At 42.7% G+C, this 13,733-nt stretch carries 13 protein-coding genes; 12 read left to right on the top strand and 1 reads right to left on the bottom strand.

The window, feature by feature from the left end; all coding sequences use genetic code 11:
* Positions 1–21: 21 nt before the first annotated feature.
* The 12 genes from GEV47_RS11675 to waaA all read left to right on the top strand — a co-directional run bounded on the left by GEV47_RS11675 (position 22) and on the right by waaA (position 12,518).
* Complete coding sequence (locus tag GEV47_RS11675) at positions 22–756, top strand: glycosyltransferase family 2 protein (RefSeq protein ID WP_153234952.1); 735 nt, start codon at positions 22–24, stop codon at positions 754–756.
* Between the two features lie 45 nt (positions 757–801).
* Positions 802–1,836, top strand: a complete 1,035-nt coding sequence (locus GEV47_RS11670; RefSeq protein ID WP_153234951.1) for a polysaccharide biosynthesis protein — start codon at positions 802–804, stop codon at positions 1,834–1,836.
* Between the two features lie 4 nt (positions 1,837–1,840).
* The gene (gene wbjC / locus GEV47_RS11665; protein WP_153234950.1) at positions 1,841–2,947 is read left to right on the top strand and encodes a UDP-2-acetamido-2,6-beta-L-arabino-hexul-4-ose reductase; all 1,107 of its coding nucleotides are present in this window, start codon (positions 1,841–1,843) and stop codon (positions 2,945–2,947) included.
* Between the two features lie 2 nt (positions 2,948–2,949).
* Positions 2,950–4,077: a non-hydrolyzing UDP-N-acetylglucosamine 2-epimerase gene (wecB, locus tag GEV47_RS11660; protein WP_153234949.1), complete on the top strand. Its 1,128-nt coding sequence runs from the start codon at positions 2,950–2,952 to the stop codon at positions 4,075–4,077.
* A 42-nt stretch (positions 4,078–4,119) separates the two neighbouring features.
* Positions 4,120–5,400 (top strand): glycosyltransferase family 4 protein, encoded by a 1,281-nt coding sequence (locus tag GEV47_RS11655; RefSeq protein WP_153234948.1) that lies wholly within the window; start codon positions 4,120–4,122, stop codon positions 5,398–5,400.
* A 201-nt stretch (positions 5,401–5,601) separates the two neighbouring features.
* A complete protein-coding gene (locus GEV47_RS11650) occupies positions 5,602–6,162 on the top strand; it encodes a sugar transferase (protein WP_153234947.1) in 561 nt (186 codons plus the stop codon).
* Between the two features lie 111 nt (positions 6,163–6,273).
* Positions 6,274–7,377, top strand: a complete 1,104-nt coding sequence (locus GEV47_RS11645; protein ID WP_153234946.1) for an MraY family glycosyltransferase — start codon at positions 6,274–6,276, stop codon at positions 7,375–7,377.
* Between the two features lie 112 nt (positions 7,378–7,489).
* A complete protein-coding gene (locus GEV47_RS11640; protein ID WP_153234945.1) occupies positions 7,490–7,804 on the top strand; it encodes an H-NS histone family protein in 315 nt (104 codons plus the stop codon).
* A gap of 122 nt (positions 7,805–7,926) precedes the next feature.
* The gene (locus GEV47_RS11635) at positions 7,927–9,315 is read left to right on the top strand and encodes a phosphomannomutase/phosphoglucomutase (RefSeq protein ID WP_153234944.1); all 1,389 of its coding nucleotides are present in this window, start codon (positions 7,927–7,929) and stop codon (positions 9,313–9,315) included.
* 2 nt (positions 9,316–9,317) lie between these two features.
* Positions 9,318–10,307: a lipopolysaccharide heptosyltransferase I gene (waaC, locus tag GEV47_RS11630; RefSeq protein ID WP_153235060.1), complete on the top strand. Its 990-nt coding sequence runs from the start codon at positions 9,318–9,320 to the stop codon at positions 10,305–10,307.
* A 25-nt stretch (positions 10,308–10,332) separates the two neighbouring features.
* Positions 10,333–11,214: a Kdo hydroxylase family protein gene (locus GEV47_RS11625; RefSeq protein ID WP_153234943.1), complete on the top strand. Its 882-nt coding sequence runs from the start codon at positions 10,333–10,335 to the stop codon at positions 11,212–11,214.
* Positions 11,214–12,518 carry a lipid IV(A) 3-deoxy-D-manno-octulosonic acid transferase gene (gene waaA, locus GEV47_RS11620; RefSeq protein WP_153234942.1) on the top strand — a complete coding sequence of 435 codons (1,305 nt, stop codon included), beginning with the start codon at positions 11,214–11,216 and terminating at the stop codon, positions 12,516–12,518. Before GEV47_RS11625 ends, waaA begins: the two co-directional genes overlap by 1 nt.
* 61 nt (positions 12,519–12,579) lie before the next feature.
* Here waaA and GEV47_RS11615 read toward each other — a convergent pair whose 3' ends face one another.
* The gene (locus GEV47_RS11615) at positions 12,580–13,713 is read right to left on the bottom strand and encodes an acyltransferase family protein (protein ID WP_153234941.1); all 1,134 of its coding nucleotides are present in this window, start codon (positions 13,711–13,713) and stop codon (positions 12,580–12,582) included.
* Positions 13,714–13,733 lie beyond the last annotated feature (20 nt).

Here is a 13,733-nt window from a genome sequence, read left to right as displayed (position 1 = left end):
TAATTTTTATTTAAAATTATTATGATTAGTGTTTGTATTGCTACTTTTAACGGTTCAAGTTATATTGAGCGCCAATTGGCTTCAATATTAGATCAAATCGGACCAATGGATGAAATAATTATTTGTGATGATGCATCAGAGGATGAAACTATTTCTCTAATTGAATCTTATAAAGACAATAGAATTTCTATACATATAAATAAAGTCAGGCTTGGCCATGTAAATAATTTTGCCAAAGCTCTCTCCTATGCGACAGGTGATTATATTTTTCTTTCTGATCAAGATGATATATGGTTGCCTGGCAGAGTTGATAAAATGCTACTATCCTTAACAAGTGATGTGTCTGTGCTTCTAGTGGCAAGTAATTTTGATCTTATAGATGAATTTGATAAACATATTGGCGAATTTCGAAAATTAAAACCTGAAAATAAATCTAAATTATCGAGAGTGTTAAAAATATTTTTAGGGAAAATGCCATATTACGGATGTACTTTTGTTTTCAAAAAAGAACTTTTAGAACTATGTTTACCAATTCCAGCGAAAACAGAATCTCATGACATTTGGATGGCTTTAATAGCAAATACATTTGGTGTAGTGAATAATTTAAATATAGCAACACTCCAACATCGAATTCATCAATTGAATGTCACTCCAAGGAAGCGTCGCTCTGCTTTGGTTATTGTCAAATCTCGCATTGTGTTGATAAAGGCTTATGTCGCCAGGGTTTTTAAATTGAAGTTTAAAAAACCATTGTGATAATAATAGTTTGATTTTTGAATGTATTAATAGGAATAATTTTCAATGTTTAAAAATAAAATTTTACTTATAACTGGAGGAACTGGTTCCTTCGGCAATGCTGTTTTAAAACGTTTTTTGAATACAGATATCGCCGAAATTCGTATTTTCAGTCGGGATGAAAAAAAGCAGGATGACATGCGTAAGCGATATAACAGCCCTAAGCTGAAATTTTATATCGGTGATGTGCGTGATTATTCCAGTGTGTTGAATGCAACTCGTAGTGTTGATTTCATTTTTCATGCGGCAGCTTTGAAGCAAGTTCCTTCTTGCGAATTTCATCCAATGGAGGCAGTGAAAACTAATATTATCGGTACAGATAATTTGTTGGAGGCTGCAATTCAAAACGGTGTTCGCCGCGTAGTGTGCCTAAGTACTGACAAAGCGGCTTATCCTATTAACGCCATGGGTATTTCCAAAGCAATGATGGAAAAAGTTATGGTGGCGAAATCGCGTAATGTGGATGATGCGAAAACGGTAATTTGTGGAACGCGTTATGGAAACGTGATGGCATCACGTGGTTCAGTAATTCCGTTATTTGTAGATCAAATCCGATCCGGGCAGCCGATTACTATCACGGATCCGGCGATGACGCGCTTTATGATGACATTGGAAGATGCGGTTGATCTGGTGTTGTACGCTTTCGAGCATGGTGCGAACGGAGATATTTTTGTTCAGAAGGCGCCAGCGGCTACAGTAGAAACCTTGGTGAATGCATTATTGTCAGTAATGAAAAAACCTGAGCACCAAGTGAATATTATTGGGACACGACATGGCGAAAAGCTATATGAAACCCTGTTAAGCCGCGAGGAAATGGCTGCAGCAGAGGATCGTGGTGGATATTTCCGCGTTCCCCCAGATTTGAGGGATTTGAATTATGGCAAATTCGTAGAGCAGGGCGAGCAAAAAATCTCTAACTGCGAGGACTACAACTCCCATAATACAGAACGCCTGGATGTGGCCGGTATGGAGGGATTACTTCAGAAACTTGACTTTATTCGTGCCATAGTTCGTGGCGAGAATGCGGTAGCCGAGGGATAACGTAATGAAAGTGTTAGTGACGGGAGCCAATGGCTTCATCGGTAAAAATTTGTTGGCACACCTACGAGAGCGAGCCGACGTTGAGACTCTCACTTTCCAGAGGCCAGATTCTTTGTCATCGCTGGTCGAGAAAGTAGCCGAGGCGGATTTCATTTTCCACCTTGCCGGGATTAATCGTCCAGAAACGGAAGTGGAGTTCAAGGAGGGGAATGCGGACTTAACTCTTGCTTTGTGTAATGCGGTTCGAGCCAGTGGCCGTTCAGTGCCAATTGTTTACACGTCTTCTATTCAGGCAGAGCGCGATAACCTTTACGGTACAAGCAAACGATTGGCAGAAGTTGCTCTGCGTGAATTAACCGTCGCAACAAGTGTGGCAACTTATATTTACCGTCTGCCTAACGTATTTGGTAAGTGGTGTCGGCCAAACTACAATTCTGCTGTAGCAACGTTTTGTCACAATATTGCTCACGATTTACCAATTCAAATCAATGATCCTTCAGCCGAGATTCAATTGGTGTATGTCGATGATGTCATCGCTGATTTCTTGCGCGTTATGGATCAACGGCCATCAAGTGAAGAATACCAGGAAGTTCGGCCGACTTACCGCATTACGGTTGGCGATTTGGCGCAACGATTACAGACATTCAAGGATAGTCGGAAGTCGCTTGTAACGGAACCAGTGGGAAATGGATTGACGCGTGCGCTATATTCAACCTTCATTACCTACTTTACACCTGAACGGTTTTCTTATGCTTTAACTAAGCATGAGGATCCGAGAGGCGTTTTTGTCGAAATGTTGAAAACACATGACTCGGGCCAGTTTTCATACTTTACTGCGCATCCAGGTGTTACTCGAGGTGGTCATTATCATCATACGAAAACTGAAAAGTTCTTGGTCATTAAGGGCGAAGCGCGTTTCCGTTTCCGTCATGTTGATACTGGGGCGACGCACGAATATAGCACCAGTGCAAACTCACCCGAGGTGGTTGAGACAATTCCTGGTTGGTCGCACGATATTACCAATATTGGTGATGAAGAAATGATTGTCATGTTATGGGCGAATGAGATATTTGATCGCCAGCATCCAGATACGATTACGTACAAGGTTTAATTATGAAAAAATTGAAAGTAATGACGGTCGTTGGAACGCGACCAGAAATTATTCGTTTGTCTCGAGTGATGGCGAAACTGGATGAATATTGTGATCATGTAATTGCACATACCGGACAAAACTACGATTACGAATTAAATGAGATTTTTTTTCAAGACCTAGAAGTTCGTAAGCCAGACCACTTTTTAAATGCCGCAGGTGCCAACGCGGCAGAAACTATCGGTAAGATAATTATTGCTGTGGATAGCGTCTTAGCGGACGAGCAACCAGATGCCTTGCTCATCTTGGGTGATACCAATAGTTGTTTAGCTGCGATTCCTGCTAAACGTAGAAAAATCCCTATTTTCCATATGGAAGCTGGGAATCGTTGTTTTGATCAACGCGTTCCTGAAGAGACCAACCGCAAGATTGTGGATCACACAGCGGACATTAATTTAACTTACAGCGATATTGCACGTGAATATTTATTGCGTGAGGGATTGCTACCTGACCGAATTATCAAAACGGGCAGCCCGATGTATGAAGTATTACATCATTACAAGGCGGGTATAGATGCCTCCGATGTACTAAATCGTTTAGGTTTAACAGACGGAAAATATTTCGTCGTAAGTGCGCACAGGGAAGAGAATATCGATTCGGATATCAATTTCATGAAGTTAGTTAATTCGTTGAATGCGGTGGCAGAAACATATAACGAACCTATCATTGTTTCGACCCATCCCCGTACGCAAAAGAAGGTGGATGCCAAGGGCATTAAGTTTCATCCATTAATTCGTTTACTTAAACCGCTAGGTTTTAAGGATTACGTGAAGTTACAGGCATGCTCTAGAGCTGTTTTATCTGACAGCGGCACAATTACAGAGGAATCCTCAATTTTAAATTTCCCTGCGCTAAATATTCGTGAGGCGCACGAGCGTCCAGAAGGTATGGAAGAAGCAGCGGTAATGATGACCGGACTTGAAGTTGAGCGCATTTTGCAGGGACTCGCCATTTTGTCTAATCAATCACGGGGTGGGGAGCGCGATTTACGGTTAATAGCCGATTACAGCATGCCTAATGTTTCGGAGAAAGTTTTGCGCATAATTCATAGTTATACAAATTATGTAAATCAAGTAGTGTGGAAAAAATAGCAATAAGAACGACGGCTTTTATCAAAAGTAGAGAGTATTTTAATGAGAATTTTAATTGTTTCTCAACATTTTTGGCCCGAAAATTTTCGCATTAATGATCTTGCAATGAATTTCTCCGAGCGCGGACATGATGTGACAGTTTTGACCGGACTACCCAATTACCCGGAAGGTAGTTTACATCCGGATTTTAAGAAAAATCCTGACCAGTTCAACTCTTATCACAATGTTTCTATTGTTCGTGTTCCACATGTTTTAAGAGGGAACGGTAAAATCAGACTTGCATTAAATTACCTTTCCTTTTTTTTAAGTGCGTCCATTATTGGCGCATGGAAATTAAAAAAGGTGAAATTTGATGTGATTTTTGTACATGCAACGTCACCAATAACAGTAGCAATTCCGGCGATTGTAATGGGTCGTTTGAAGCGCGCTCCTGTATTTTTATGGGTTTTGGATTTATGGCCTGAATCATTATCAGCCGTTGGTGTAGTTAAGTCATCGAAAATATTAAGTACGGTAGGATTATTAGTTACATGGATTTACTCTAAATGTGATTATATTTTAATTCAATCCCGTGCATTTTTAGAATCCGTGCACAATTATTGTCCGGCAAGTGAACGCCCCGATAAAATTTTATATTTTCCAAGTTGGGCGGAGGATGTGTTTGGTCAAGCAAATTCTGCAAAGCAAGATGCTATCAAGCGTGATAACCAATTTTTCACGATATTATTCGCCGGAAATATCGGAGTGGCGCAAGATTTTCCATCCATTTTAGATGCTGCAGAGGCATTAAAGGGCAATAAACAAATTCGATGGATTATTGTAGGAGACGGACGCCATCGAGAATGGGTTGCAGAGCAAATTAAAACGCGGAATCTGGAGCAAATTGTACAACTAGTTGGGAGATTCCCAATTGAGTCCATGCCCGCATTTTTTGAATGCGCAGACGCTCTTTTAGTAACATTGAAGACTAACGAGATTTTTGCGCGCACCATTCCTGGAAAGGTGCAAGCTTATTTGGCCTCGCGGCGCCCAATTATCGGAATGATTGATGGTGAAGCACGTAGAGTGCTAGATGAGTCTGGTGGCGCAATGACATGTGAGTCTGGGGCTTCTGCTGACTTAGTAAAAATTGTAGAGAAAATGGCGCATTTTTCGTCAGAGGAATTAATTGCAATGGCGAGAAATGGGCGCTCATATTACGAGCAGAATTTTGATCGTGATCGGCTATTTGATAAATTGGAAAGTTATTTTGCTTCGGCTATTTCAGGTGAAGTTTTATTAAATTCTCCAACTACTCTATCCGAACGCTATAGAGAAAAATAAGTTTGTTGGAATCGCGGGAGGATACGGGCTTGTTTGAATATTCTAGATTGAGACTCTCAAAACCCCCTTATCATTTTACAGTTGCACCAGTGCCACATTGTTTTATGTGATAAAAAATAATAAAACTGGTAACGTGGTGAGCATTTTGGCAATTCTAGAGGCGATTGGTCGACTTACAAATCAATATTAATCAATCTTTGTATGAAGCGAGTCTTTGATTTTTTTCTTGCATTAATATCTATGATAGCGTTATCAATTCCAATGCTGGTTATCGGATTTGTTGTGAAGCTAACATCTGAAGGACCAATTATTTATTGGTCTGATAGGGTTGGACAGGGAAATAAGCTTTTTAGAATGCCAAAATTTCGGACGATGCAGATTGATACTATAGAAGTGGCAACGCATTTGTTACCAGATCCAGAAAAGTGTTTGACTCCAATTGGCTCTTTTTTACGGAAATCAAGCCTAGATGAATTGCCACAGTTGTGGAGTATTCTCCGTGGTGATATGAGTTTTATTGGCCCTCGTCCAGCATTGTTTAATCAGGAAAATTTGATAGCATTGCGGACGCAATTTGGTGTAGACGGATTACTTCCAGGTTTAACGGGATGGGCACAGATCAATGGCCGAGATGAGTTATCGATTCAAGAAAAAGTGCAATTGGATATTGAGTATTTAAATAATAAATCTTTTTGTTTTGATATCGTAATTTTTTTTAGAACTGTTTTAAAAACTTTTCGAAGTGATGATGTAGCACATTAGTTAAGATGTAAGCCTCGTTCATTTTTAATAATGATGGTAAATTCGAGTATTTGTTAATTTTAAATACTATTTAAATAAATTATTTTTTGATAACTACTAATAGTTGAATATATGCTGTCCATTGCCATTAGTTTTTTTGCATCATTTATAGTGGTGTTCTTTATAGTTAAATTCTCCCACAAGCATGGGGGAGTTCTGGATCATGATGTTTCGGGTGTGCAAAAAAATCACTTTCATCCAGTGCCGCGTATCGGCGGATTAGGCATTTTTATAGCTACATTGATTGGTGCAACGGTAACATATTTACAATTGCCTACTGTGGCGGAGTGGATTTTTACTTTAATATTGTGCGGTTGTTTTGCATTTGGTTGTGGATTAATTGAAGATTTAACAAAAAATGTTAGCCCCATACGCCGCTTGATATTTACAATGATTTCTGCCGTTGTCGCATATTTTTCTCTTAAAGCAGGAATATTTCGAGTAGATATTACTTTCATTGATGGTTGGTTGGGTTATATCTGGCTATCTTTGCCATTGACTGTACTTGCGGTTGCCGGTATTGCAAACGCTATAAATATTATTGATGGTTTTAATGGATTGGCAAGTGTAGTGTCGATGTTTATGATGATTTCTCTTGCGTATGTCGCATGGCAAGTGGGAGATTCATATGTCATGATCGCTGCGTTAATTTTAGTTGGCGCAATTGGTGGCTTTTTTGTTTGGAATTATCCATTTGGGTTGATTTTTCTTGGAGATGGCGGAGCCTACTTCACAGGATTTATGTTGGGTGAATTAACTGTTTTATTGATTGCGAGAAATCCACAAGTTTCAGCATGGTATGCTGTTTTACTTTTAATTTACCCAATATTTGAGACGCTTTTCTCAATTTATCGTCGTAAATTTGTTCGTGGAGTATCTCCAGGTTTGCCTGATGGTGTGCACTTGCACAGTTTGATTTTTAAACGACTTGTTCGTTGGACTATTGGACGTCGTGATGCAAAAGCATTGACACGTCGAAATTCCCTGACTTCTCCATACCTTTGGTTAATATCACTTTTAGCGGTTTTGCCTGCAACTTTATTCTGGAGGCATCAATTAGTATTAATGATTTGCTGTCTGATTTTTGTGGTCGGTTATATATGGTTATACGCGAAAATTGTTCGTTTTAAATCACCGCGTTGGATGATTCTTCGAAAAAAAAATAAAATTTTGTGAGCATTTCTGTAAAATTCACTTTTGATTTTAGCTCGATGCATTTGCATGAAGTGTGTGGAACTTCGGGGGAATGGATTGAATTTTTGGTTCTATTATTAATTTCGAGGTCAATATGGATTTATCAAATTTATCGGTGGCTGATTTACGTACCTTGCAAGAGCAAATCAAACAAGCGTTAAAAGAACGCGAGCACGAGGAAAAGAATAAAGCCCGCGAACAAATTTTGGCGATTGCACAAGGTGCAGGTATTTCGCTGAAAGACTTGCTAGGTAATACTCGCGTTAAAAGTGGAGTGGCAAAAAAGGTTGCGGTGCGTTATCGCAATCCTAATGATGCTTCATTGCAGTGGACAGGCCGTGGTCGTCAGCCGAAGTGGGTGCAAGAATGGCTTGCGTCGGGAAAAACATTAGATGCCTTGCATGTATAAGATTTATTTAGATGTTTTTATGTTGTGTTATTTGCAAAAACAACTATTCGAATAAAGTATTTTTTAGAGCGCATATTGGAGCATGAATATGCGCTTTGTTTTTTTTAAAATTTATAAAATATATGACTCTCACACTCGAACAATCAATTTTTAAAGCGTATGACATTCGCGGCATAGTCGGTAAAACTCTGGAAGCCGGTATTGCACGTCAAATTGGGCATGCTTTCGGACTGGCTGCGCGTGCAAAAGGTGAAAAGACAGTCGTGATAGGACGTGATGGTCGTTTGTCGGGTCCTGAATTAGCCGCAGCGTTGGCAACCGGCTTGCAAGATGCTGGCGTGGATGTAATTGATTTGGGTGTGGTGGCGACGCCGATGGTGTATTTTGCAACCAATGTACTTGGTACGAAATCTGGTGTGATGGTGACGGGCAGTCATAATCCGCCTGACTATAATGGTTTTAAAATGGTTTTGGCTGGTGAAGCAATCTATGGAGAAACCATTCAGGATCTGTATAAAGCAATTGTCGGCGGCGCTACCGAAGGGACCGCGGAAACGAGAGGAACTTACCGCCCCCACGATATTAAGGACGCTTATTTGCAGCGCGTACTCAGCGATGTGAAATTGGCAAGACCGATGAAGATCGTCGTTGATTGCGGTAATGGTGTTGCAGGGGCATTTGCTGGTGAGCTGTATCGTAACCTTGGTTGTGAAGTGCAAGAGTTGTTTTGCGAAGTTGATGGCACTTTTCCTAATCATCATCCCGATCCAGCCCATCCCGAAAATCTACAGGATGTGATCCGCGCGTTGCAAACGACGGATGCAGAGCTTGGTCTGGCGTTTGATGGCGACGGTGATCGTTTGGGTGTGGTGACTAAGGATGGACAGATTATTTATCCGGATCGTCAGTTAATGTTGTTTGCGGCTGATGTTCTGGCGCGCAATCCTGGCCAGGAAATTTTATATGATGTCAAATGCACGCGCCATCTGGCACCGTGGATCACGCAGCATGGTGGAAAGCCGTTGATGTGGAAGACGGGGCACTCGTTAGTGAAAGCCAAAATGCGTGAAACTGGCGCGCCTCTGGGTGGTGAAATGAGTGGTCACATTTTCTTCAAAGATCGTTGGTATGGTTTTGACGATGGCTTATACGCTGGTGTGCGTTTGTTGGAGTTGCTGAGCCGTGTCAGTGATTCAGCAGCAGTACTCAATGCTTTGCCGCAATCGATTAGCACACCAGAGCTACAACTGAAATGTGCGGAAGGTGAAAACTTCATTTTGATGGAGAAATTACAACAAGAGGCAAAATTTCCTGGCGCTGATGAGGTCATCAAAGTTGACGGTTTGCGCGTCGAATACCCGGACGGCTTCGGCTTGGCGCGCTCGTCTAATACCACGCCCGTGGTCGTGATGCGGTTTGAGGCTGAATCGGATGCTGCATTGGCAAAGATTCAAGCGGAGTTCAAGCGTGTCATTCTGGCGGCGAAGCCAGATGTTGTTTTCCCCTTTTAATGCTGAATATTCTGATCGTCCGTGTTTCCTCCCTCGGTGATGTTGTTCATAACATGCCGATGGTGTCTGATATTCGCCGACATTATCCGGATGCGAATATCGACTGGGTGGTGGAGGAAGGGTACACCAGTCTGGTGCGCATGAATCCTGATGTGCGCCGGATTATTCCTATTGCGTTGCGTCGCTGGCGTAAAAGCCTGCTCACGGCTTCGACAAGAGATGAAATCGCGCACTTTCGGCAGCAACTTAAGCAATATACCTATGACATCGTTTTCGATACGCAAGGTTTAATTAAAACCAGCGTCGTGATGCGCATGGCGCGCCTTGCGCCGGGCGGCAAACGTGTCGGTTTAGCGAATGCGACGGAAGGTTCAGGCTATGAACCGTTGTCACGCCTATTTCATACCGAAAGTGTTGCGGTTGGATTGCGCACGCATGCAGTTTTGCGTGCGCGTCAGGTTGCGGCAAAAGCGTTGGGATACGTGCTTGATGGTCCGGCAAATTTTAATTTGCAGATGCCAGAAATACAGCCGGGGCAGCAGCCTTCCTGGTTGCCAGATACGCCATATGCAGTTTTTTTCCATGGTACGGCGCGGACAGAAAAGCAGTGGCCAATCGCCGATTGGATCGCCGTTGCGGAGCAGTTATCTCAGCGTGGTTTGCAAGTGTTGCTCCCATGGGGGAATGAGGTTGAAAAGCGTACAGCAGAACAATTGGCCGAGAACATGGCGAATGCGCGTGTGCTGCCAAAATTGCCATTAATGGAAGCGGTTACACTGGCGCAGCGGGCTGCGTTGGTGATAGGTGTTGACACAGGATTAACGCATATTGCTGCAGCGTTCATGCGACCGACCATCGAATTGTATTGTGATTCCCCGCGTTGGAAAACCGAAGGCAATTGGTCATCCAGCATTATCAATTTGGGCGATGAGCGAACGCCTCCAACTGTAGAACAAGTGACAACGGCGATCGCTAAACTGCTCGCTAGTTAATGACTTACCCGTAATATAATGCGGCATGGAACAACAAATTATTACCATTGGAAATGCCGTTGACAGCACTGACTGGCATATCAACTCCCCTGATCGGGACTGGATTGCTGCGCTCGAAGCGGGCAAGGTTTTGTACTTTCCCAAGCTTTCATTTAAGTTGACCGCGGAAGAGCAACGTTTTTTAACACCATCCATTCTCGATCCTAAAAGCCGCAATATTAGCCTGGATGCAAAAGGGCATTTGAAGGGCGCGTTGGGTGATGCAGCGATACAGGCTGAACTTGCCGCAATGGTAGGGCGATTTCGGAACCAGGCTCAACAACTAATCGATAGCATATTGCCAGCATATAGCTCTCATTTACGCTTGGCGCCAACTAGCTATCGACCGATGCAGGTAGAAACACGAGCGCAATCGTGGCGTGCCGATGATAAGCGCATGCATGTTGATGCATTCCCTTCACGACCGAATTACGGCGAACGGATTTTGCGCGTATTTGCCAATCTCAATCCCGATGGTGTGCCGCGCGTATGGCGCGTAGGCGAGCCATTTGAAGATGTTGCAAAGCGTTTTTTAGCTAAAGCGAAACCTTATACTCGCTGGCAAGCGCAAGTGCTCAATACACTGAACGTTACCAAATCTTTACGCAGTGAATATGATCATCTGATGTTGCAACTGCATGACAGTATGAAATCCGATCTGGATTATCAAGCGCATGGCCCGCAACTGACGATGCCGTTTGCGGCGGGCTCGGTGTGGGTGTGTTTTTCCGATCAGACGCCGCATGCGGTGATGTCGGGGCAGTACATGATGGAGCAAACTTTGCATCTGTCTGCTGATAAGCAATATGATGCTAACGCCAGCCCTCTGGCAATTCTGACGCGCCTGACCGGACGCAAATTAATTTGATGCGCGCGCGTTTGTATCGCTCGCTTTATTCGATCGTCTGGTGGTGCATTACTCCACTGGCATTGTGTCGTTTATGGTGGCGTGGACGTAAAGAGCCCGGCTACCGACAACACATGGCAGAGCGTCTGGGATTTTACCCTGCACTAAAGCCAACTTCTCCACAAACACCATCGCGCTCATTTTTATGGGTGCATGCGGTTTCTGTCGGTGAAACACGTGCAGCAGAGCCATTGATTGATGCACTGCTAGCAGCTTATCCGCAACACACCATTTTGCTGACACACATGACGGCGACTGGACGTGCTACTGGGAAGGCGCTGTTCGGGACATCACTACGAGTTTTGCAAAGTTATTTGCCCTACGATACCGGCTGGATGGTAGGGCGTTTTCTGCACCATTTTTCCCCACAATTATGCGTGCTGATGGAAACCGAAGTCTGGCCCAATCTGATTGCGCAATGCGCGCGTTATAAGGTTCCGGTTGCCTTGGTAAATGCACGTTTATCCGAACGTTCATTGCGACGTGGGATGAAATTTGAAACGCTGATGAGAGCCGCCGCGAGCGGCGTATCGTGCGTTGCCGCGCAAACGCCGGAAGACGCAGAACGCTTGCAGCAGCTAGGCGCAAAGAATGTGCAGGTTACCGGCAACATTAAATTCGATGTGACGCCATCAGAAAAATTATTGCAGTTGGGCGCAACACTACGGCAGCAGATCGGCACACGCCCGGTGCTGCTGTGCGCGAGCACACGCGAGGGTGAGGAGGCGTTGATATTAGACGCACTAACGGCAATAAATCCATCTGATCTTGTGGAGAATCTGCTATTGGTCATCGTACCTCGTCATCCGCAGCGTTTCGATGAAGTAGCAAATCTGATTACTGCGCACAATTTGCCTATGATGCGGCGTTCAGCATTAGGTGACGCGTCTATTGGCTCCGAATGCAAAGTGATGCTAGGCGATAGCATGGGAGAGATGTTTGCTTACTATGCAGCGGCTGATATTGCTTTCATCGGTGGCAGTTTGTTGCCATTAGGCGGTCAGAACCTGATTGAAGCTTGTGCGGTTGGTAAGCCGGTTTTGATTGGTCCATCTAGCTTTAATTTTGCAGCTGTGACAGAGCAAGCTATTGGAGTAGGGGCTGCTTTGCGGGTTGCTGATGCGGTAGATATGTTGACTGCCGCACAGGAATTGTTTCGGGATCATGCACGGCGTGATGCAATGGCTCAGTGTGCTGCTAATTTTGGACATCTGCATAATGGTGCTGCATCGCGAACGGTATTATTGTTAGCGCCGTTCGTATAACAATGAAGCCAGCATCATTTTTTACTAAAAAAGTAAACTCACTAAAGTTCGTGATGAAGCTTTACAGTTGTGGATTGTGCTTAGTTATAGTGCTGATATATCGCTTACGCCGTTCAAGAAATGGATGTTCTACATAGTAATAAGTGAAAAGTGAAAAAATACAAATTGCGGGGAAGCCAATTATGATTCCCCAGCTAAAATATTCTCCGAATGTATTTTCATTCGTAAATGGATATAACGAATGTGCATGCTCCAATATTGGAATCATAAAAAAATTAGACAAATATATTGAGTAAGAAAGCGTGCCAATATATGAAAGTAGCTTGGAAAGCTTGCCATGGAAATTTTGAGAAATATTTAAATATAGAGATATGAATAATCCATAAAAAATACCCTCAATCGTGGGTATTATTATCCAAATTATTGCTGATGATGGGTAGGAGTCATATTTATAGTAACCGCCTACAGAATTAAACCAGCGATAGAATGACAGAAATAATAGCGAAATTATTGTAAGAGTGAAGGCGCTTTTTCTTGAACTCCAATTAATGATTACGCTCCTGTATATGTAAAACGTCAATACTCCCAAAAGAAATTGATCAACTCTTCCAAATATTGTCCAATATGCGATTGTTTGGGCGCTTCCGGTTTTCATGTATACGCCCCATCGAAGAAATTGAGTAAAAATTAAAAAAGGAATTACATAGCTGAAGACTCCCCATAATTTTTTTTCGTGGTATTTTTTTTCAATTATGGGATGGATAAATGGAAACAGCAAATAGAATTGTATTTCTACAATAACAGTCCATCCGCCAGCGGGCATTTGACGATTATCCAGTAATGTAAAAAGATTGAGAGCAATTTTTGGTGCCGTTTCATTTTGAAATGCCACCCAAAAAATACACCAAAAAAATAATAATGGGAATACGCGCAAAAATCGATTTATATAAAATTGCTTTAGATCGATATCTTTTCCAAATGACAAAAACGAAAAAATAAAACCACTGAGCGTCATAAATAATGCGACACCAGTATGTCCTTCATTAAATATTGATGAGGCAAAAAAATCGGGTAACTGTCCAAATGGCGTTAAGCCAAATGGAGGATGCATGAAGTGCCACATAAAAACTAAAAGTGCCGCAAACGCTCTGATGTGATCGAACCCGATGATTTGTACGCCTGATGTTGATCGCATGGTATGGTTATTGACGGATG

Origin of the sequence: Glaciimonas soli, from assembly GCF_009497155.1 — a bacterium.
Lineage (GTDB): Bacteria > Pseudomonadota > Gammaproteobacteria > Burkholderiales > Burkholderiaceae_D > Glaciimonas > Glaciimonas soli.
Note: the sequence above shows the minus strand (reverse complement) of the source record. Positions and strands in the feature narration are given on the sequence as shown.